The 21,334-nt window shown below is 59.7% G+C and carries 17 protein-coding genes; 11 read left to right on the plus strand and 6 right to left on the minus strand.

Annotation, left to right across the window (positions count from 1 at the left end; all coding sequences use genetic code 11):
• Window positions 1-43: 43 nt before the first annotated feature.
• A complete protein-coding gene (locus AC07VO_RS22360) occupies window positions 44-973 on the minus strand; it encodes a LysR family transcriptional regulator (RefSeq protein WP_086944846.1) in 930 nt (309 codons plus the stop codon).
• Between the two features lie 160 nt (window positions 974-1,133).
• Between AC07VO_RS22360 and AC07VO_RS22365 the strand changes: the two genes are divergently transcribed.
• The 4 genes from AC07VO_RS22365 (at window position 1,134) to AC07VO_RS22380 (ending at window position 4,866) form a co-directional block, all read left to right on the plus strand.
• A complete protein-coding gene (locus tag AC07VO_RS22365) occupies window positions 1,134-2,420 on the plus strand; it encodes an MFS transporter (protein WP_086944847.1) in 1,287 nt (428 codons plus the stop codon).
• Between the two features lie 78 nt (window positions 2,421-2,498).
• A complete protein-coding gene (locus AC07VO_RS22370; RefSeq protein ID WP_086944848.1) occupies window positions 2,499-3,251 on the plus strand; it encodes a 5-oxoprolinase subunit PxpA in 753 nt (250 codons plus the stop codon).
• A complete protein-coding gene (gene pxpB, locus AC07VO_RS22375) occupies window positions 3,248-3,952 on the plus strand; it encodes a 5-oxoprolinase subunit PxpB (protein ID WP_018926747.1) in 705 nt (234 codons plus the stop codon). Before AC07VO_RS22370 ends, pxpB begins: the two co-directional genes overlap by 4 nt.
• Complete coding sequence (locus AC07VO_RS22380) at window positions 3,949-4,866, plus strand: 5-oxoprolinase subunit C family protein (RefSeq protein ID WP_086944849.1); 918 nt, start codon at window positions 3,949-3,951, stop codon at window positions 4,864-4,866. Before pxpB ends, AC07VO_RS22380 begins: the two co-directional genes overlap by 4 nt.
• A gap of 51 nt (window positions 4,867-4,917) precedes the next feature.
• Here the strand turns inward: AC07VO_RS22380 and AC07VO_RS22385 are convergent, their stop codons facing one another.
• The 3 genes from AC07VO_RS22385 to AC07VO_RS22395 form a co-directional block, all read right to left on the minus strand.
• The gene (locus AC07VO_RS22385; RefSeq protein WP_007934103.1) at window positions 4,918-6,096 is read right to left on the minus strand and encodes a vWA domain-containing protein; all 1,179 of its coding nucleotides are present in this window, start codon (window positions 6,094-6,096) and stop codon (window positions 4,918-4,920) included.
• Between the two features lie 21 nt (window positions 6,097-6,117).
• The gene (locus tag AC07VO_RS22390) at window positions 6,118-6,963 is read right to left on the minus strand and encodes an AAA family ATPase (RefSeq protein ID WP_018926745.1); all 846 of its coding nucleotides are present in this window, start codon (window positions 6,961-6,963) and stop codon (window positions 6,118-6,120) included.
• Window positions 6,964-7,107: 144 nt separating this feature from the next.
• Window positions 7,108-8,184 carry a DUF748 domain-containing protein gene (locus AC07VO_RS22395; protein ID WP_064619657.1) on the minus strand — a complete coding sequence of 359 codons (1,077 nt, stop codon included), beginning with the start codon at window positions 8,182-8,184 and terminating at the stop codon, window positions 7,108-7,110.
• A gap of 126 nt (window positions 8,185-8,310) precedes the next feature.
• On the opposite strand from AC07VO_RS22395, the gene cysK reads away from it, so the two are divergent.
• Complete coding sequence (cysK, locus tag AC07VO_RS22400; RefSeq protein WP_018926743.1) at window positions 8,311-9,285, plus strand: cysteine synthase A; 975 nt, start codon at window positions 8,311-8,313, stop codon at window positions 9,283-9,285.
• 212 nt (window positions 9,286-9,497) lie between these two features.
• The gene (locus AC07VO_RS22405; protein ID WP_018926742.1) at window positions 9,498-10,436 is read left to right on the plus strand and encodes an aspartyl/asparaginyl beta-hydroxylase domain-containing protein; all 939 of its coding nucleotides are present in this window, start codon (window positions 9,498-9,500) and stop codon (window positions 10,434-10,436) included.
• A 107-nt stretch (window positions 10,437-10,543) separates the two neighbouring features.
• Here AC07VO_RS22405 and AC07VO_RS22410 read toward each other — a convergent pair whose 3' ends face one another.
• On the minus strand, window positions 10,544-11,452 hold the full coding sequence (locus AC07VO_RS22410) for a DMT family transporter (protein WP_086944850.1): 909 nt from the start codon (window positions 11,450-11,452) through the stop codon (window positions 10,544-10,546).
• A 128-nt stretch (window positions 11,453-11,580) separates the two neighbouring features.
• Between AC07VO_RS22410 and aceK the strand changes: the two genes are divergently transcribed.
• The 5 genes from aceK (at window position 11,581) to AC07VO_RS22435 (ending at window position 19,784) form a co-directional block, all read left to right on the plus strand.
• Entirely contained in the window at window positions 11,581-13,302 is a 1,722-nt protein-coding gene (gene aceK, locus AC07VO_RS22415) for a bifunctional isocitrate dehydrogenase kinase/phosphatase (RefSeq protein ID WP_086944851.1), read from the plus strand.
• 223 nt (window positions 13,303-13,525) lie between these two features.
• The gene (gene hrpA / locus AC07VO_RS22420; RefSeq protein WP_018926739.1) at window positions 13,526-17,437 is read left to right on the plus strand and encodes an ATP-dependent RNA helicase HrpA; all 3,912 of its coding nucleotides are present in this window, start codon (window positions 13,526-13,528) and stop codon (window positions 17,435-17,437) included.
• 228 nt (window positions 17,438-17,665) lie between these two features.
• Entirely contained in the window at window positions 17,666-18,787 is a 1,122-nt protein-coding gene (locus tag AC07VO_RS22425) for a beta-ketoacyl-ACP synthase III (protein WP_019648021.1), read from the plus strand.
• Window positions 18,788-18,942: 155 nt separating this feature from the next.
• Entirely contained in the window at window positions 18,943-19,554 is a 612-nt protein-coding gene (locus tag AC07VO_RS22430) for an RNA polymerase sigma factor (protein WP_064619655.1), read from the plus strand.
• Complete coding sequence (locus tag AC07VO_RS22435) at window positions 19,548-19,784, plus strand: anti-sigma factor family protein (protein WP_007934080.1); 237 nt, start codon at window positions 19,548-19,550, stop codon at window positions 19,782-19,784. Before AC07VO_RS22430 ends, AC07VO_RS22435 begins: the two co-directional genes overlap by 7 nt.
• A gap of 131 nt (window positions 19,785-19,915) precedes the next feature.
• Here the strand turns inward: AC07VO_RS22435 and AC07VO_RS22440 are convergent, their stop codons facing one another.
• Window positions 19,916-21,238 (minus strand): putative porin, encoded by a 1,323-nt coding sequence (locus tag AC07VO_RS22440; RefSeq protein ID WP_018926736.1) that lies wholly within the window; start codon window positions 21,236-21,238, stop codon window positions 19,916-19,918.
• Window positions 21,239-21,334: the final 96 nt, after the last annotated feature.

The raw sequence follows: 21,334 nt of genomic DNA on the forward strand, positions 1-21,334 counted from the left end.
TGCAAATGATAGTGGTTCATATTTACACTTCGGAAAATGCCTTTCAGGCTCTGGCCTGCGGTTTGCTCAAGACGATGTAGTGCTCGCCCACTTTCTGCGCATAACACTCCACGACTTGCTGACACAGCGCCACGATTTCTTCGACCCACTCCACACCCACCCGCCACGACACCACCACCGGCAAATTCGCTGGTCGCTGATCGATGGCCAGCAAGGTCAACTCTCCCCGGGCCAATTCCTCGGCCACCAGCACGGGCGACAGTGCGCCTATACCGAAACCGTCCCGCAGCAATCGGGTAATCGCCGACACCGAGTTCACGCAGTTCAGCCGTGGCGCCATGACCCCGTTGGCCTGCATCAGGCTCAAGATGTCCTGGTGCGGACGGGAGTTTTTCGAATAGGTGATGATCCGCTCCCGCGCCAGGTCGGCGACACCTGAATACTCACGGTTGTAGATGGAGTTGCTGGCCACGATCCAGCCCATCGGATGACTGGCCAGCTCCAGGCTGCGCACGCTTTCCTGGCGCAGCAGGTCGGTTTGCAGGATCAGATCGAGAAAGCCTTTTTGCAGCTGATCGCAGAGGTTGAGCGCGGTATCGGCCACCAGCTCGATTTCCACCAGCGGATAGTGATCCATCATCTGTGCCACCAACGGGCTGAGCCAGGTGTGGATCACCGTGTCCATGACGCCGATCCGCACCCGCCCGGCCTTGCTCGAACGCGTTTCGATCGACTGCTTGAGCGACTGCATCGTGTCCATCATCTGCTCGGCATATTCGAGCACTTTCAGGCCTTCGGGGGTCAGGCTCACGCCGCGGGAGTCGCGCAGAAACAGCTTCACCCCAAGCTCGCTTTCGAGCACGGCGATGCGGCTGGAAATCGACGCCTGGGTGGTGAAGAGCTTGTCCGCCGTCAGGCGAAAACTCTTGAGTCGGGCGACCCAGACAAACGTCTCGAGAAACTTCAGGTTCATGGGGTCAGCTCGTGGATAAAGTTTTTCTTATGTCTAGGGCGGGGTTTTATTAGTTGGACGCAGCGGGGCCAACCGCCCAAAAATCAGGCCATCCGGTTCCCACGATAGGCGTCGTCGGGGCTCAGAACAATACCAATAAAATATGCACGGAGATTTTGCCATGAGTGCGCCCGACACCCTCGATATCCCCAAGTCCACGGCTCGCCCGGGACCTTTTGACTGGTACCGCAACATCAACAAACAGGAGCGTCGCACGTTCTGGAGCTGCAAGATCGGCTATGGCCTGGACGGCATGGACACCCAGATGCTCAGCTTCGTGGTGCCGACCCTGATTGCCATGTGGGGCATCACCACCGGCCAGGCCGGGCTGATCCACACCAGCACCCTGATCGCCTCGGCTATTGGTGGTTGGGTGGCGGGGATTCTCTCCGACCGCATCGGTCGGGTGCGTACCTTGCAACTGACAGTGCTGTGGTTTGCGTTCTTCACTTTCCTCTGCGGCTTCGCCCAGAACTACGAGCAACTGTTGATCAGCCGCACGTTGATGGGCTTCGGTTTCGGTGGTGAATGGACCGCTGGCGCGGTGCTGATGGGCGAAGTGATTCGCGCCAAGGACCGTGGCAAAGCCGTCGGCATGGTGCAATCGGGTTGGGCATTGGGTTGGGGGCTGACAGCCATTCTGTATGCGCTGCTGTTCTCGGTGTTGCCGCCAGAAGACGCCTGGCGTGCGCTGTTCATTCTTGGCATCGTGCCGGCGATTTTCGTGATCTTCGTCCGTCGCCTGGTCAAGGATCCGGAAATCTACCGCGAAGCCAAAGCCAGGCAAGAGCCAGGCAACCCGGCGAAGTTTTACGAGATTTTCGCTCCCGGCATCCTCTTCACCACGATTCGCGCGTCGATACTGACCACCGGCGCACTCGGCGGTTACTACGCGATCACCTCCTGGCTGCCGACGTTTCTGAAGAACGAGCGGGGCTTGAGCGTACTCGGCACGGGCGGTTATCTGGCGATGGTGATCATCGGGTCTTACGTCGGTTATGTAATCAGCGCGTATCTGACTGACATCCTTGGTCGTAAAAAGAACTTCATTCTGTTTGCCGTCGGCTCGTTCACTATTGTTCTGCTGTACACCCAATTGCCGGTCAGCAACGGCGTGATGCTCTGGCTGGGCTTCCCCTTGGGCTTCTTCGCTTCGGGGATTTTCAGTGGCATGGGGTCGTTTCTGACCGAGTTGTTTCCAACGCGGATTCGCGGCTCGGGCCAGGGTTTTTGCTACAACATCGGTCGGGCACTGGCGGCGTTGTTTCCGCTGCTGATCGGCTTGCTCAGTCAGAAGGTGCCATTGAGCGTGGGAATCGGGGCTTTCGCTGCGGTGTCCTACGGGGTGGTGATCCTGGCGGCGCTCAGCTTGCCGGAAACCTGTGGTAAACAACTCGACGCCGAATAACCGAATGTCCGGTAACTGATAATCTGAGGGGCAGATGCCCTTCAGCTAAAAAGACAAAAGCCTACAGGAGTGTTCACCGTGAACCGCCTGCTATTGAACTGCGACATCGGCGAGAGTTTCGGCAACTGGACCATGGGTCTGGACGCCGAGGTCATGCCCTTCATCGACTGCGCCAACATCGCCTGCGGTTTCCATGCCGGCGACCCGAGCATCATGCGCAAGACCGTCAGCCTGGCCCTGAGCAACGGCGTGCAGATCGGCGCGCATCCGGCCTATCAGGATCTGGTCGGTTTCGGCCGCCGCTCCATGGCGTATACCGCCCAGGAACTGCAGGACCTGTTGCACTACCAGATTGGTGCCCTCGACGGCATTTGCCGGGCTCAGGGCGGGCGGGTGAGTTACGTCAAACCCCACGGCGCGATGTACAACGACATGATGGCCAACCCGGCGCAATTGCGCGCGGTGATCCAGGCCGTGGCGGCCTATGACCGGACGCTGCCGCTGATGCTGATGGCCACTCGCGACAACAGTGCCGCCCAGCAGTTGGGCGACGAATACGGCGTGACCCTGTGGTTTGAAGCCTTCGCCGATCGCGCTTACGACAGCGTCGGAATGCTGGTCTCGCGGCAACTGCCGGGGGCCGTGCATCACGATCCCGAGAAAATCATTGAGCAGGCGCTGATCATTGCCCGCGGTGACAACCTCACGGCCAACGATGGCAGCGCCTTGCACTTGCAGGCCAATACCTTGTGCGTACACGGTGACAACACCAGTTCGGTGGCCGCCGTGCGGCGCATTCGCGAGGCCTTGAATCAGCAGAGCGCATCATGAAACCACGGGTGGAAGTGGTGGCGCTCGATTGCCTGATGGTGCGCCTGTTCGATGAAATTGCCGAGGCCAACATGCCGTGGATGCTGGCTGCCAGTGAGCGTTTGCGAGAAGCATTCGCCAGCCATTTGATCGATCTGGTGCCGTCCTACACAACGTTGATGGTGCATTACGATCTGATGGCATTGAACCCGGCCCAGGCCCGGGAGTTGATCGCTCAAGCCCTGATCGATCTGACGCCCAACGCTCGGGCCAAGGGTAAATGCCATGTGCTGCCGGTCTGGTATGACTTGAGCGTTGGGCCGGAGTTGAACCTGTTGTCCCAGCGTAGCGGCTTGGCGGTGAATGAAGTGATCCGCCGTCACAGCGAACACGAGTATCAGGTGTTCGCGTTGGGCTTCGCGCCGGGGTTCGCGTTCATGGGGTTGGTGGAAGAAGTGTTGGCCGCACCGCGTCTGAGTACCCCGCGCAAAAAAGTCGCCGCCGGCAGTGTCGGCATTGCCGAACGCCAGACGGCGGCTTATCCGGTAGTGTCTCCCGGCGGCTGGAACCTGATCGGTCGCACACCGGCCAAATTGTTCGACCGTGAACGCGACGGCTATAGCTTGATGCAACCGGGCGACACGGTGCGCTTCGAGGCGGTCAGTCATGCCGAGTTCATCAACCTGGGCGGTGACGACACGCCGTTGGAGACCTTGGCATGAGCCGACTGACGATTGAAGCAAGTACACCGCTTTGCCTGTTGCAGGACGCCGGGCGATTTGGTGTGCGGCATCTGGGCGTGACCCAGGGCGGCGGACTGGATTGGCGATCGATGTCGTGGGCCAATTGGCTGTTGGGCAACGGGCTGGATGCGTCGGTGATCGAAATTACCTTCGGCGGGTTCAGTGTGGTGGCCGAGGACGATTGCTTGCTGGCATTGGCTGGTGCCGATCTTGGGGCGCAGATTGATGGCCAGCCCTTGGCGCCGTGGCGCAGTTTCAAACTGGGCAAAGGTCAACGATTGCAATTCACGCAACCGTTGCTTGGCGCTCGGGCGTACCTCGCGGCACCAGGCGGGTTTGATGCGCCGAAGGTGCTGGGCAGCACTGCGACTGTGGTGCGTGAGGAACTCGGCGGCCTCGACGGCATGGGCCGGGCGTTGGCCAAGGGATCGTCGTTGAAGTACTCCACCGAGGCGCCGCTGCTGGTACGGGAACTGCCTCGCGAGCACGTTCCGGATTTCAACCTCGATACGCCGCTGGACCTGGTGCTTGGTGCGCAAATCGGTGAATTCAGCGGGCAGAGTCTGTTTGACGCATTCAACAGCGTCTGGACCCTCGACAGTCGCGCCGATCGCATGGGCATTCGTCTGTTGGGAGCGGCATTGCAGTATCAGGGCAAGCCGATGATTTCCGAAGGCATCCCGCTGGGGGCGGTCCAGGTGCCGCCGGATGGGCAGCCGATTGTGCTGCTCAATGACCGGCAGACCATTGGCGGTTATCCGCGGTTGGGGGCGTTGACACCGTTGGCGTTGGCGCGGCTGGCGCAGTGTCTGCCGGGGGCGACGGTGCGGTTGAAACCGGTGGTGCAGGACGTCGCGCATCGCGAACAAGTCGAGTATTTGCGCCGGTTTTAACTGTGGCAAGGGGGCGTTCCGACAAGCCCCCCTCGCCATAGATGCAATGCTCTACTTGGAAAGAAACCGCATCCCTTCCTCCAACCCCCGCAACGTCAGCGGATACATTTGATCATCGATCAAATCCCGCACGATGTTGGTCGACGAGGTATAGCCCCAAGTGTCTTTCGGGTACGGGTTGATCCAGATGAGCTTCTTGTACTTTTCCTTGAAGCGCTGCATCCACACGTAACCGGCTTCTTCGTTCCAGTGCTCGACGCTGCCGCCGGCCTGGGTGATTTCATAGGGCGCCATGGCGGCGTCGCCGATGAAGATCACTTTGTAGTCGGCGCCGTACTTGTGCAGCAAGTCCTGGGTGGCGGTGCGCTCGGAGGTGCGGCGCATGTTGTTCTTCCACACCGATTCATAAATGAAGTTGTGGAAGTAGAAGTACTCCAGATGCTTGAACTCGGTCTTGCAGGCCGAGAACAGCTCTTCGCAGATCTTCACGTGGGCATCCATCGAACCGCCGATGTCGAACAGCAGCAGCAACTTGACGGTGTTGCGCCGCTCCGGACGCATCTGGATGTTCAACAACCCGGCATCGCGCGCGGTGTGGTCGATGGTGCCGTCGATGTCCAGTTCTTCCGCCGCGCCCTGACGGGCGAATTTACGCAAGCGACGCAGGGCGACCTTGATGTTGCGCGTGCCCAGTTCCACCGAATCGTCGAGGTTCTTGTACTCGCGCTGATCCCAGACTTTCACCGCTTTGCCCTGACGCTTACCGGCATCGCCGACCCGAATGCCTTCCGGGTTGAAACCGCCGGAACCGAACGGGCTGGTGCCGCCGGTGCCGATCCATTTGTTGCCGCCGGCATGGCGTTCTTTCTGTTCTTCCAGGCGTTTCTTGAACTCTTCGATCAGCTTGTCCAGGCCGCCGAGGGACTGGATCGCGGCCCGCTCTTCGTCAGTCAGGGAACGTTCGAATTCCTTGCGCAGCCAGTCTTCGGGGATCAACGCCTGAAGGTGATCGTCGAGCTTTTCCAGGCCATTGAAGTAGGCACCGAACGCCCGGTCGAACTTGTCGAAATGCCGTTCGTCCTTCACCAGGATCGCCCGCGACAAGTAATAAAACTCGTCCATGTCGGCGAAGGTCACGCGCTGTTTCAGCGCGTTGATCAGGTCCAGCAGCTCACGCACCGAGACCGGCACCTTGGCTGCGCGCATTTCGTTGAACAGATTGAGCAGCATGGCGATCGCCCTTATTGGTACTTAGCGAGTGCCGCGACGGCTCATGAACGCCAGGCGTTCAAGCAATTGCACGTCCTGTTCGTTCTTCACCAAGGCGCCTGCCAGCGGCGGAATAGCCTTGGTCGGATCGCGTTCGCGAAGCACCGCTTCGCCGATGTTGTCGGCCATCAGCAGTTTCAGCCAGTCCACCAGTTCGGAGGTCGAGGGCTTTTTCTTCAGGCCCGGCACCTTGCGCACGTCGAAGAACACGTCCAGCGCTTCGCTGACCAGGTCTTTCTTGATGTCCGGGTAGTGCACGTCGACGATCTTCTGCAGCGTCACGCGATCGGGGAACGCGATGTAATGGAAGAAGCAGCGGCGCAGGAAGGCGTCCGGCAGTTCTTTTTCGTTGTTGGAGGTAATGATGATGATCGGACGTTTCTTGGCCTTGATGGTCTCGTCGATCTCGTAAACGTAGAACTCCATCCTGTCGAGTTCTTGCAGCAAGTCGTTGGGGAACTCGATGTCGGCCTTGTCGATTTCGTCGATCAGCAGAATCACCCGCTCTTCGGACTCGAACGCCTCCCAGAGCTTGCCCTTTTTCAGGTAGTTGCGAACGTCGTGGACCTTGTCCACGCCCAGTTGCGAATCCCGCAGGCGGCTGACCGCGTCGTATTCGTACAGGCCTTGATGCGCCTTGGTGGTGGACTTGATGTGCCAGGTAATCAACTTGGCGCCGAAGGACTCGGCCAGTTGCTCTGCGAGCATGGTCTTGCCGGTGCCTGGCTCACCCTTGACCAGCAGTGGCCGCTCCAGGGTGATAGCGGCGTTGACCGCCAGCTTCAGGTCATCGGTGGCGACGTAGGCCTGGGTGCCTTCGAACTTCATCTGCTAATCCTCAAACGGTAACGCCGACCTGAGCGAGGCAGGGCGGGGCGCAATAAATGGTCAGGCTCGACTATAACGCGCAGGTCGGTCGACTGTGAACGCAGACGGGTTATTCAGTCTCTGAATGGGGCGTCACTTCGTGACTCATCCCGCATCCGGTTTGGGTCGTTCGTACTGGGCATTGAACGCCTGGATGAAACCGTTGCGTAAAATCTGCAAAAACGCCTCGAACGCGCTGATATTCCGCTGATGCACGTTGCCCTTGAGTTCGACGCGAGTGGCGAATTGGTTTTTCGCCTGGTTCTTCAATACATTCTGGGTGCCGCCGACGAGCGCTTCCCAAATGGAGCGGAAAATCCCTTTGTCCTTGTTTTCCACGTCCTGTTGCCAGTTGAACACTTCGACGTCCCGCAACAGTGGCTTGATGTAGCCGGTGAGTTGTCCCTTGTTGGCCTCGGCCTCGATGACCAGGTCGCCATGGCCGGCATTGAAGTCGAACTTGCCGTAGGCCGACGCGAAGTCGTTCAGGCGTTTGAGTTCAAGGTCCCTGGCGCGCAGGCGGAACTCGAAGTCTTCGAAATTGCTCAGCGGATCGAAGGTTGCCGTTGTTTCCAGCGGTGCATTCCCCGGTAACAGCGCCTTGCCATCGAAACGGGCATCGCGTTTGCCTTTGGTGTCGACTACGTTGGTCAGGTTGTAAATGTTGGCATTGACCTGAGTAGCGCTCAGGTTCACGGGTGGTTTTGAATTGAAGTTGTGAAAGGTGACCCGGCCATCGTTGATCCGCACTTCGTTCAGGGTAATCGGCAGCAATTTTTCCAATTGTGCCCGCCAGTCGGTGCCCTGACCGGTCTGGGAGTTTTTCTTGTTGGCGCCGCCATCGACGAAGTTCACCTCGGGTTTGTCGAACTGTGCCTTGGCCACCACGGCGTGGTCGTACCAAAGTGAGTGCCAGCTGACGGAGAGGTCGATCAATGGCGCGTTGACGAACGGCACCGGGACCTTGCCCTCGACCTTGACGATTTTCAGCCCGTTGATTTTGTAGGCGCCACGCCACAAGGCCAGGTCCACGTCGGTAACCTGCCCGCGATAGTCGCCCATGTTGGCCAATCGCTCGTTCAGGTAGTCACGCACGATGTAGGGCAGGGCGATATGCACGGCAACCAGCAACATGAGGAGGCCGGCGAGGGTCAACAGGGGCCAACTGTATCGACGCTTCATGGCGGCAAATCTCTGGCGGTGTAAAGCGGTTGACTGCTATGTCAGCCGGACGTTCGACTGACTGGACGACCACGAGCAACAGGCATACCTTGGAGGGCTAATTCAACGCGGTATAAGGACCCAGCCATGAGCCGTATCTATGCTGACAACGCCCACTCCATCGGCAATACGCCGCTGGTGCAGATCAACCGTATCGCCCCGCGCGGTGTCACCATTCTGGCCAAGATCGAAGGGCGCAACCCTGGATATTCGGTCAAGTGCCGAATCGGCGCGAACATGATCTGGGATGCTGAAAGCAGCGGTAAACTCAAGCCCGGCATGACCATCATCGAACCGACCTCGGGCAATACCGGTATCGGCCTGGCATTCGTTGCCGCCGCCCGTGGTTATCGGTTGATGTTGACCATGCCCGCGTCCATGAGCATCGAACGACGCAAGGTGCTCAAGGCCCTTGGCGCCGAACTGGTGTTGACGGAGCCGGCCAAGGGCATGAAAGGCGCGATCGAGAAAGCTGCCGAAATCCTCGCCAGTGATCCGTCCACCTACTTCATGCCGGGGCAGTTCGAAAACCCGGCCAACCCGGCCATCCACGAAAAAACCACCGGCCCGGAAATCTGGAACGACACCGACGGTGCGGTCGACGTGCTGGTAGCGGGCGTCGGAACGGGTGGAACCATTACCGGGGTTTCGCGGTATATCAAGAATACCCAGGGCAAACCGATTCTCTCGGTGGCGGTGGAGCCAATGGTGTCCCCGGTGATCACCCAGGCGATCGCCGGGGAAGAGATCAAACCGAGCCCCCACAAGATCCAGGGCATCGGCGCTGGTTTTGTGCCGAAGAACCTGGACCTGTCGATGGTCGACCGAGTGGAATTGGTCAGCGACGACGAATCCAAGGCGATGGCCCTGCGCCTGATGCAAGAAGAAGGGATTTTGAGTGGCATCTCTTGCGGCGCCGCCATGGCGGTGGCTGTACGCCTGGCCGAAACCCCGGAAATGCAGGGCAAAACCATCGTGGTGATCCTGCCCGACTCTGGCGAACGCTACCTGTCGAGCATGCTGTTCAGTGACTTGTTTACCGAACAGGAAAATCAGCAATAAGATTTTATGGCTGTTTTGAAGCCGATCAGGGGGTTGATTCAGGTCAGCCCCCGTTCAGGAACCCTATGTTAAGAAGTGCTTTATTGCACAATCCTTAACACTGAATGTTGAGTAATACGGGTTTTTCCCGAGGCCGGTAGTGTTTATCATGGCCGACTGCCACGTCGGGTAAAAGGCGTTGTGCGGAGTTTCCTATTCTCAAGGAGTCGTAGATGAGCTTTTCCTTTGTCGCGAAGGCGTCGGTGTTGCTGCTGTTCCTCGGCAGCACGCTCTATGTGCATTTGCGTGGCAAGGCGCGTTTGCCGGTCCTGCGTCAGTTCGTCAATCACTCGGCCCTGTTCGCGCCCTATAACGCCTTGATGTACCTGTTCTCCGGTGTGCCGTCCAAACCCTATCTGGACCGCAGCAAGTTCCCGGAGCTCGACGTGCTCAGGGACAACTGGGAAGTTATCCGCGACGAAGCCATGCACCTGTTCGACGAGGGCTACATTCGCGCCGCCGAAAAGAACAACGACGCCGGTTTCGGTTCGTTCTTCAAGAAGGGCTGGAAGCGTTTCTACCTCAAGTGGTACGACAAACCGCTGCCATCGGCTGAATTGCTCTGCCCGAAAACCGTCGAGCTGGTCAGCCGCATCCCCAATGTGAAAGGCGCGATGTTTGCGCTGTTGCCGGGCGGTAGCCACCTCAACCCGCACCGCGACCCGTTCGCCGGTTCCCTGCGTTATCACCTGGGGTTGTCGACGCCGAACTCCGATGATTGCCGCATCTTCGTCGACGGTCAGGTCTACGCCTGGCGTGATGGCGAAGACGTGATGTTCGATGAAACCTACGTGCACTGGGTCAAGAACGAAACCGAGCAAACCCGCGTCATCCTGTTCTGCGACATCGAACGTCCCTTGAGCAACCGCCTGATGACCCGCATCAACCGCTGGATCAGCGGCTGGCTGGGGCGTGCTACTGCGCCGCAGAACCTTGACGATGAGCGCGTTGGTGGGATTAACCAGGCTTATGCCTGGAGCAAGACTTTCAGCGACAAATTCAGCGGTATGGTCAAGCAGTGGAAGCGCCGCAACCCCAAGGCCTATCGCGTGCTGCGACCGGTGCTGGCGGTGGTGGTGTTGACGTTGTTGGGGTATTGGTTGTTCGGTTGAGGCCGACCATGGAATAAAAAAACCGCTCCTTGGGAGCGGTTTTTTTATGCGCGCTTGCTCATGAGCTCCGGGCCTTGTAAGTGATCCGACTTGCCTGCGAAGGCGTTTTATCGGGCAACCACCTCAACCGGCTTCACCACTGCCGGCTTCAACACCAGCCACAACGCCGCCGCAATCAACACTCCGCCATAGAGGTGCGCCATCGACAGCGGCTCATCCAGCAACAGCGCGCCCCACAACACCCCGAACGGTGGAATCATGAAGGTCACGGTCATCGACTTCACCGGGCCGATCGAGCTGAGCAAACGGAAGTAAACGATGTAGGCAAACGCGGTGCAGCCCAAGCCCAATCCCAGCAACGACAACCAGACACTCCAGCCGCCCCAGCTCGCCGGTGGCTGGCTGATCATGCTGTAGCCGAACAGCGGCAGCAAAAACAAGGTGGCGCCGAGCATGCTGCCCAGGGCCGACAGGCGACTGTCGAGGCCGCCGGCCTGGTCGAGCCAGCGGCGGGCGAGGAAGCCGGCAAAGCCATAACAGGTGGTAGCCATCAGGCACGCCAGTGCGCCCATCAGCAGTTGCATATCGAACGCCACCGGACCTGCACGGGTGAGGATGCCGACGCCAAACAGTCCGAGAAACACCCCGCAGACCTTCGCTCCGGTGAGTTTTTCACTGAAGAACAACCCGCCGATCAACACGCCCATCAAGGGCGTGGTGGCGTTGAAAATCGCCGAATAGCCCGCCGGCAGCACTTGCGCGGCCACGGAATAGAGCGTCGCCGGAACCCCTGAGTTGATCACTCCGAGCAGCATCACCGTCTTGAGTTTGCCTTTGAAATCCCAGCTGATACGCAGCAGCCCGACGATCACCAGCAGCCCGACAGCGGCAATCGATACACGGAAAAAGGCAGTGGGGATTGTGCCAATCACTGGGGCGATAATGCGCATGAACAGAAAGCTCGCCCCCCAAATGGCGGCAAGTGACAACAAACGCAGGATATCGACGGGGTTCACAGCACTTTCCTTCCTTGATTGGCGCGCAAGTGTCGCGCCAGTCGGGGTACAAGGCAATGGTTGCGTTGCGTCACACGGGGCCACTAAGCTCAAGCTCCAACGATAAGAACAGCCGCAGAGGTTTCACCATGCCGCAGCAATGGCCAGCCGCCGACATCGCCCGAATGATCCTCGATGGCTTTGACGATTACCGCGAGCATTTCCGTCAGATCACCGACGGTGCCCGAGGCCGCTTCGAGCAAGCCCAGTGGCAGGCGACACAAGTCGCGTCGGCGGCGCGGATCAACCTCTACGAAGAGAAAGTCGGCGAAACGGTCGGGCGCCTGCATCAGTCGTTCGCCGCCGATGTGCTGATGGACGTCAGCAGCTGGCCGTTGGTCAAAAGCGCCTATATCAGCCTGATCGACCTGCGCTTCGACGATGAGCTGTCCGAGACCTGGTACAACTCGATTTTCTGCGGGCTGTTCAGCCACGACCTGATCAGCGACGGCTGCATGTTCATCCACACCACGCGGCCAAGCCTGCGCCGCGCCCGGGCGGCGCAAACCCGCACCTACAAGCCCCATGGCCAGTTGTCCGGCATGCTCGCGAGTATTTTTACCGACTATCGCTTCAGCGAGGATTACGCCGATTTGCCCGGCGACCTGCGCCGCCTCGAAGCGCAATTGCGCGAGAACCTGCCGGACTGGGTCTGCAAGGACCCGGAACTGAGTGTCGAGCTGTTTTCCTCGGTGCTTTACCGCAACAAAGGTGCCTATCTGGTGGGGCGCATCTTCACCCAGGACGATCAATGGCCACTGGTGATTCCGCTGCTGCACCGCGAAGGGCGGGGCATCCAGATCGATGCACTGATCACCGACGAGGCGGAGGTGTCGATCATCTTCTCCTTCACCCGTTCGTACTTCATGGTCGATGTGCCGGTACCGGCGGAGTTCATCGGCTTTCTCAAACGCATCCTGCCAGGCAAACACATCGCCGAGCTGTACACCTCGATCGGCTTCTACAAGCATGGCAAGTCCGAGTTCTACCGGGCGCTGATCAATCACCTGGCCAACACCGACGACCAGTTCATCATGGCCCCCGGCGTGCGCGGGATGGTCATGAGCGTGTTTACGCTGCCGGGCTTCAACACCGTATTCAAAATCATCAAGGACCGCTTCTCACCGTCGAAAAACGTCGACCGTGCCACGGTGATCGAAAAGTATCGCCTGGTAAAAAGCGTCGACCGGGTCGGGCGCATGGCCGACACCCAGGAGTTCGCCGACTTCCGTTTCCCCCTGAGCAAGTTTGAGCCGGCATGCCTGGAAGAACTGCTTGAAGTGGCGCCGTCCACGGTGTCGGTGGAAGGCGATACGGTGCTGATCCGTCACTGCTGGACCGAACGCCGGATGACGCCGTTGAACCTTTATCTGGAACACGCCAACGAAGCGCAGGTGCGCGAGGCGCTGGAAGATTATGGCCTGGCGATCAAGCAACTGGCGGCGGCGAACATTTTCCCCGGCGACATGCTGTTGAAAAACTTTGGCGTCACCCGTCACGGTCGCGTGGTGTTCTATGACTACGACGAAATTTGCTTCCTGACCGAAGCCAACTTCCGCCACATCCCGCAACCGCGCACGCCGGAAGACGAAATGGCCTCCGAACCGTGGTACTCGATCGGGCCACTGGACGTGTTCCCCGAGGAGTTTCCACCGTTCCTGTTTGCCGATTCCGGGCAGCGAAAGTTGTTCGATCAGTTGCACGGCGAGCTGTACAACGCCGATTACTGGAAGGGGCTGCAGGAAGCAATTCGGGCGGGGAAGGTGATTGATGTGTTTCCGTATCGGCGCAAGGGGCTGGATAACGAATAACTCGTCTGAGCGAACACACTGTGGCGAGGGAGCTTGCTCCCGCTGGGTTGCGAAGCGACCCCAAAACCATTCATCGCGCAGATTCAGACAGCCGCGATGACAGGTTTACGACTGCTTCGCAGCCGAACGGGAGCAAGCTCCCTCGCCACAAAAGCGCGTCACTCAGCAGCCCAAATCTGCGACAATCCGCCTCCTGCGCCACTAGACGACTTTTGCGTACCTGATGACTGACGAATCGCCTTCCATCGACAAACTGCTGAAAAACCTCGATCACGCCATGCTCGCCGACCGCCACCGGCTGCGGCGGCAGTTGCTTGAGCTGCGCAAGAAACCTGACGAGGCCAAGCTGGCCCAGTGGGTGACGCGCACACAGGCGTCCTGTGATCAGGTGTTGGCGCGGCGCGCCAGCCTGCCGGTGATTCGCTACGACGACAGCCTGCCGATCGCCGCCAAGCGCGACGAAATCAAAGCGGCGTTGCTCAAACATCAGGTGCTGATCATTGCCGGCGAAACCGGTTCGGGTAAAACCACCCAGTTGCCGAAGATCTGCCTGGAAATCGGCCGCGGCCAGCACGGCCTGATCGGCCATACCCAGCCGCGTCGAATCGCCGCCCGCAGCGTGGCGAGCCGGGTCGCTGAAGAGTTGGCGACACCGTTGGGTGCGCTGGTGGGCTATCAGGTGCGGTTCGAGGACCAGAGCGATGCCAACACCCTGATCAAACTGATGACCGACGGCATCCTGCTGGCGGAAACCCAGAACGACCGCTACCTCGAGCGCTACGACACGATCATCGTCGACGAAGCCCACGAACGCAGCCTGAACATCGACTTCCTGCTCGGTTACCTGAAAACCCTGCTGCCCCGTCGTCCAGACCTGAAAGTCATCATCACCTCGGCCACCATCGACCTGGAGCGCTTCTCCAAGCACTTCGACGATGCGCCGATTGTCGAAGTCTCCGGCCGCACCTTCCCGGTGGAAACCTGGTATCGCCCGCTGACCCTGGAGCAGGACGAGGAGGGCAACCGTGTCGAGGATGACCTGACCGTGGATCAGGCGATCCTAGCCACCCTCGACGAAATCGCCGCGTTCGAACGCAGTGAGCGCAAGAGCCCCGGCGACGTGCTGGTGTTCCTGCCCGGCGAGCGCGAGATTCGCGACGCGGCGGACATGCTGCGCAAGGCACAGCTCAAGCACACCGAGATTCTGCCGTTGTACGCACGGCTGTCGCCGGCCGAGCAGCAGCGGATTTTCCAGTCGCATCCGGGGCGTCGAGTGGTTCTGGCGACCAACGTTGCGGAAACCTCTCTGACGGTGCCGGGCATTCGTTACGTGATCGACAGCGGCACCGCGCGCATCAGTCGTTACAGCTACCGCGCCAAGGTCCAGCGTTTGCCGATCGAAGCGATTTCCCAGGCCAGTGCCAACCAGCGTAAAGGTCGCTGCGGGCGGGTCGAGCCGGGTATTTGCGTGCGCTTGTACAGCGAAGAAGATTTCATCGGTCGGCCGGAATTCACCGACCCGGAAATCCTGCGGACCAACCTCGCGGCGGTGATTCTGCAGATGCTCCATCTGCGCCTCGGCGAGATCACTGATTTCCCGTTTATCGAACCGCCGGACGGCAAGGCCATCAGCGACGGTTTCAACCTGCTGCAAGAACTCTCGGCGGTGGACCGCAACAGCCAGCTGACCCCGCTCGGCCGGCAACTGGCGCGGCTGCCGGTGGACCCGCGCATGGGCCGAATGCTGCTGGAAGCGGCCAAACTCGGCAGCTTGCAGGAAGTGCTGATTGTCGCCAGCGCCATGTCGATCCAGGACCCGCGCGAGCGTCCGCCGGAGCGTCAGCAAGCCGCCGATCAGGCCCACGCCCAGTGGAAAGACGTGGACTCGGACTTCGCCGGGCTGGTCAATCTGTGGCGGGGTTTTGAAGAACAGCGCCAGGCACTGACGGCCAGTCCGCTGCGTAACTGGTGCCGCAAGAACTTCCTCAATTACCTGCGCCTGCGCGAGTGGCGCGATTCCCATCGCCAGTTGAGCCTGATCTGCCGCGACATGCAGCTGAGCCTCAACAAAGAGCCGGCGGATTACCCTAAGCTGCACAAAGCCGTGCTGTCGGGGTTGCTCAGCCAGATCGGCCAGAAAACCGAAGATGGCGATTACCTCGGTGCCCGTCAGCGACGCTTCTGGATTCACCCGTCGTCGGGACTGGGCAAGAAACGCCCGCAATGGCTGATGACCGCCGAACTGGTGGAAACCACCAAGCTGTACGCGCGGATGGTCGCCAAGATCGACGCCGACTGGATCGAGCCGCTGGCCGGGCACCTGATCAAGAAAAACCACTTCGAACCTCATTGGGAGAAGAGGCGTGGGCAGGTCGTGGCCTTCGAGCAAATCACCCTGTTCGGGCTGATCGTAGTCGGACGCCGGCCGGTGCATTACGGGCCGGTCGACCCGGTGGTGTCCCGCGAATTGTTTATTCGCGAAGCCTTGGTGCGTGGCGAGATTCAATCCAAAGCCAAGTGCCTGACGGCCAACAAGCAACTGCTGGAACAGCTCGACGAACTGGAAGCCAAGGCGCGTCGCCGAGACATTCTGGCCGACGAAGAAACCCTGTTCGCCTTCTACGATGCGCGCTTGCCGGCGGAGATCCACCAGACCGCGACCTTCGACAGTTGGTACCGGATCAACAGCCAGAAAGACCCGCAGCTGCTGATCATGCGCGAAGAGGACGTGCTGGCCCGCGAAGCCAGTGAAGTCACCGCCGCGCATTACCCGGACACCCTGCACATCGGCGATCTGGAGCTGGCGCTCAGTTATCATTTCGAACCCAATCACCCACGTGACGGCGTGACCTTGCGCGTACCGGCGCCGTTGTTGCCGATGCTGCCGCCGGAACGCCTGGAATGGCTGGTGCCAGGCGTGATCGAGGCCAAGTGCATTGCGCTGGTGCGCAACCTGCCCAAGGCCCTGCGCAAGAATTTCGTGCCGGTGCCGGATTTCGTCAAAGCCGCGATGCAGCGCATGACTTTCGGCGAGGGCTCATTGCCTCTGGCGCTGGGCCGCGAGTTATTGCGCATGACCGGCGCGAGGGTCAGCGATGAGGCCTGGGCCGAAGCGTCGCAGCAGGTCGAAAGCCATTTGCGGATGAACCTGGAAATCGTCGACGGCCAGGGCAAGTTCCTTGGCGAAGGGCGTGATCTGGCGGAGTTGACCGCACGCTTTGCCGAGGCCAGCCAGGCCGCCTTGGCCGTGCCGCAAACCGCGAAAAGCCAGCAACCGGTGGAGGCGAAAGTCTTTGCCGCCGTCGCCGAGAAAACCCAGCAGAAGATCGCCGGACTGTCGATGACGGTGTATCCGGCGCTGGTGGAAGAGGCCGGGACGGTCAAGGAAGGACGTTTCTCGACCCCGGCCGAAGCCGAGTTCCAGCATCGCCGGGCCTTGCAGCGCTTGCTGATGCAACAACTGGCGGAGCCGGCGAAGTTCTTGCGCGGCAAGTTGCCGGGGCTGACCGAGTTGGGCCTGATGTACCGCGAGCTGGGGCGCATCGACAGCCTGGTGGAAGACATTCTGCTGGCCAGTCTGGACAGTTGCATCCTCGACGGCGAAGACCCGTTGCCACGCGATGGTGCCGCACTGGCGTCCCTGGCCGAACGTAAACGCGGTGCCTGGACCGAGCACGCCGAGCGTCTGGCCAGGCTGACCCTGGAGATTCTCAAGCACTGGCACGGCCTGCAAAAACGCTTCAAGGGCAAGATCGACCTGGCGCAAGCCGTGGCCTTGAACGACATCAAGCAGCAGCTCAGCCATCTGGTGTACCCGGGGTTCGTGCGGGAAACGCCGATGCCGTGGCTCAAGGAACTGCCGCGTTACCTGAAAGCAGTCGAGCAGCGTTTCGAGAAACTCGGTGCTCAGGTGCAGAAGGACCGGGTCTGGAGCGGAGAATTGTCTGGCCTTTGGACCCAATACCAGACCCGCGCCAACAAACACGCCCAGGAAGGCAAGCGCGATCCGCAGCTGGAGCTTTATCGCTGGTGGCTGGAGGAATACCGGGTTTCGCTGTTCGCACAGCAATTGGGAACCAAGGTGCCGATCTCCGACAAGCGCTTGAGCAAGCAATGGACACAAGTCGAGCCCTGAACCCTGTGGGAGCGGGTATGAGTTCGACTCAGCAAAAGGCGCCAAAAGCCAGCGTTTATGGCAAACTTCGCGCCTATAAACGCCGGCCCCGCGGTTTTCAGCCTCCACGGGCCCAGGCGGATCGGAATAAAGCGATGCCAGGTTTGCGTCCGGAACCTGGAATAGACCCTTTGTGTGTTGGTACGTCGGTGCCAGCGCTTTCTGCCTGAACGGATTAGAGAAACGACCATGCATAACGTCGTCATCAGCGGCACCGGCTTGTACACCCCGGCCAACAGCATCTCCAACGAAGAGCTGGTGCAGTCTTTCAACGCTTACGTCGCGCAGTTCAACGCCGACAACGCCGAGGCCATTGAGCGCGGCGAAATCCAGGCATTGACCGAATCCAGCGCAGCGTTTATCGAAAAAGCCTCCGGCATCAAAAGCCGCTTTGTCATGGACAAAGAGGGCATCCTCGACCCGCAACGCATGGCGCCACGCTTGCCCGAGCGCTCCAACGACGAGTGGTCGGTGCTGTGCCAGATGGCCATTGGCGCGGCCGAGCAAGCCTTGCAGCGTGCCGGCAAGACCGCCGCTGACATCGACGGTGTAATCGTCGCCTGCTCCAACCTGCAACGCGCCTACCCGGCCATCGCCATCGAAGTTCAGGAAGCGCTGGGTATCCAGGGTTTCGGTTACGACATGAACGTGGCGTGCTCCTCGGCAACCTTCGGTATCCAGGCCGCCGCCAACAGTGTGCAACTGGGCCAGGCCCGGGCGATCCTGATGGTTAACCCGGAAGTCTGCACCGGTCACCTGAATTTCCGTGACCGCGACAGCCACTTCATCTTCGGCGACGCCGCCACTGCGGTGATCATCGAGCGCGCCGATCTGGCGACCTCCAAGTACCAGTTCGACGTGGTCAGCACCAAACTGCTGACCAAGTTCTCCAACAACATCCGCAACAACTTCGGCTTCCTCAACCGCGCCGCGGAAGAGGGCATCGGTGCCCCCGACAAGCTGTTCGTCCAGGAAGGCCGCAAGGTGTTCCGCGATGTCTGCCCGATGGTTGCCGAGCTGATCGCCACGCACCTGGAAGAAAACCAGCTCAACGTCAGTGACGTGAAGCGTTTCTGGCTGCACCAGGCCAACCTCAGCATGAACCACCTGATCGTCAAGAAGCTGCTGGGCCGCGAAGCCACTGAAGCAGAAGCCCCGGTGATTCTCGACACCTACGCCAACACCAGCTCCGCCGGTTCGGTGATTTCGTTCCACAAGAATCAGGACGATCTGGTCAGCGGTTCGCTGGCTGTGCTCAGTTCGTTCGGCGCCGGTTATTCGATTGGCAGCGTGATATTGCGCAAACGTTGATCGAAGGGGTTGTTGTTCTTTCCTCTGGCTTGTGATGACTTTTCCTACATTCGAAATAGTCGGAAGGCTGTAATTTTCGGAAATTCCAGCAGGACGATGCCTACAGGCGAAGTCCTGCTGTTTTCATTTTCGAGGTCAGAACAAGGGGGTTGTTAATGGCGGCTGACGACGCGCAACTGCTTGAGCGCTTGCTGGCAGGTGAACAAAAGGCTTTCAAAGAGTTGGTCAGCACTTATCAGAGCGCCATGCGTGCGGTGGCCTACGCTATTGTGGGCAACCGGCATGCCGACGAAATCGTTCAGGATGCCTGGCTATCGGTTGTGCGTAACCTGAGCGGATTCGAGGGACGTTCGAGCCTCAAGACCTGGCTGCTGACTATCACCGCCAACTCGGCCAAGAGCCGCTACAAGCAAAACCGCCGGGAAGTGTTGCTCGATGACCTGCCGTCGCCCCATGGCACGATCGATGATGATCGTTTTTCATCGAGCGATGGTCATTGGCTGGTGGCGCCGTTTGCCTGGCATCAGGACACGCCAGAGGCGCTGTTGACTGAAAGCGAACTGCGCGAATGCCTGGAGCACACGCTGCTCAGCCTGTCGGAACTGCAAAGCAGTGTTTTACTGTTGCGCGAGCGACAGGGGCTGGAGTTGGAGGAGATCTGTAATCTTCTGGAAATCTCGCTCTCCAATGTTCGTGTGCTGCTGCATCGGGCACGGTTGAAGGTCTTTGCGACCGTAGAACATTTTGAGGAAACCGGCGAATGCTGACCTGTAAGGAACAAGTGGCGCGCTCCAGTGATTATCTCGATGGCCAGTTGAGTTTTCGCGAGCGTCTGATGATGCGGCATCACTTGATGTTTTGCCCCAATTGTCGGCGATTCATTCGGCAGATGCGGTTGATGCAGGCGACCTTGCGGGTGATGCCGCAGAAGCCGGTCGAGGATGTGGAGGCGCTGGCCGAGCGGCTGGCGGCGCAGCGGCGTAAAGATCGTTCCTGAAGGAAAGCACAGGCCGGCGCGGGTGAAACGAACGGATGATGGGGATCGTTGCCCCGCGCCAGACTGTTGAACCTCTTCAAACGACACGACCGTATGTAAACCGCATCGTTTGAAGTGTGTGGCTTCGCAGCTTAGAACTTCGCTTCCGCGTCCAGTTGCAGCGTGTTGGTGTTGGCATCACGCTGGGTACGGCTGGAGAAGTCGGCTTTAGTCAGGAAGTAAGTGGCACCGAGGGCGAAGTTCTTGTCGATGTCGTAACCGACTTTGAACTTGTGACCGCGAGAACCGGTGGTGCCGTTGGCGAAGTCCGAGTCGGTGAAGGCGCCGACCACGGCGTTACGCTGCACGTCGCGGTAGTTGTAGTCGAGGTTGAAACCGAAGACTTTCGATTTGGCACCGACTAGCCAGGCAGTGTCCTGATCGGTCACGGCATCGTTGTTCTTCACGTATTGGCCGTAGAACGACAGCGGCATCGGCAGGCCGCCGATATCGATCTGGCTGAAGCCTTCGTACAGGCGGAACTCGTTGTTGGCCGAGTTGCCGTTGACGGCCAGGGCGCACGGTGTGGAGGTGCCGGTGCAACGGCTGTCTTCGTCGTTCTGGTAGGCATAGACGCTGCCGCCGACGGTCAGTTTCAGGTTGTCGGTGATGGCGAAACGGCTGCCCAACTGGCCGGCGGTCAGACGCAGGTCGTGACGAAATTGCACGCCTTCGCCGTCGACGTTGTCCTTGAGGTTGTAGTTGCCCAGGCTACCGAACAGTTCGGCACTGCTGCCCAGCGGGTATTTGTAGGTCACTGCCAGACCTTCCGGGTTGATATCACTGTCCCAGATCACATCACCCATGCTGACCCACGGTTGCAGCATCTTGCCGCCGATCACATGCAGGTTTTTGATGGCGTCCGGGTGGTAGTCGATGTAGCCCAGATCCAGCCAGATCTGCTTCTTGTCGAAGTAGTTGTCCATGTCCTGGTTGGTCGAGCGAGCATCGTCACCGCCGCCGGTGGCAATGCGGATGCCGGTGTCCACTTGCGGGTTGATTTCGCTGTAGGCACCCAGACGGGCGCGGATGCGTTGACGATCCTTGTCACGGCCACCGTTGTTGGGTTCGCCGTCGATCTTGACCGTTTCCTGGCGTACGCGAACGTCGCCCTTGAACTGGGTCTTGGCGGCCCAGGCCAGCTTCTGGTCGAAGGCGCTCAACTCGTTGGCTTTCTTCGCGGCGACCGCTATTTGTTCGTTGGTCTCTTGCTGCGCCTGCTGCGCGATTTGCTGGGCCTTCTGATCCTTGGCCAGTTCGGCTTGCAGTTCAACGTACTGCGCCTGGGAAATAGAACCGTTAGCCTTGAGCATGTCGAGCAGTTTGGCGTCGACTGCGGCACTGGCTGGAACACTCATGGCCAGCAGCAGGCCACCACACAAGGCCGCCGCAGTTTTCGTGGAAGCAAGACGCATAGCAATCTCCGAAGATGAGAGGGATGGCTGAACCATCCTGGACACAACCGACAGTTGAAGGTCGGAAAACAGTGGCCGGGTAGAACCCGACGCTCT

It is taken from the genome of Pseudomonas sp. GW821-FHT03E01 (genome assembly GCF_059420765.1).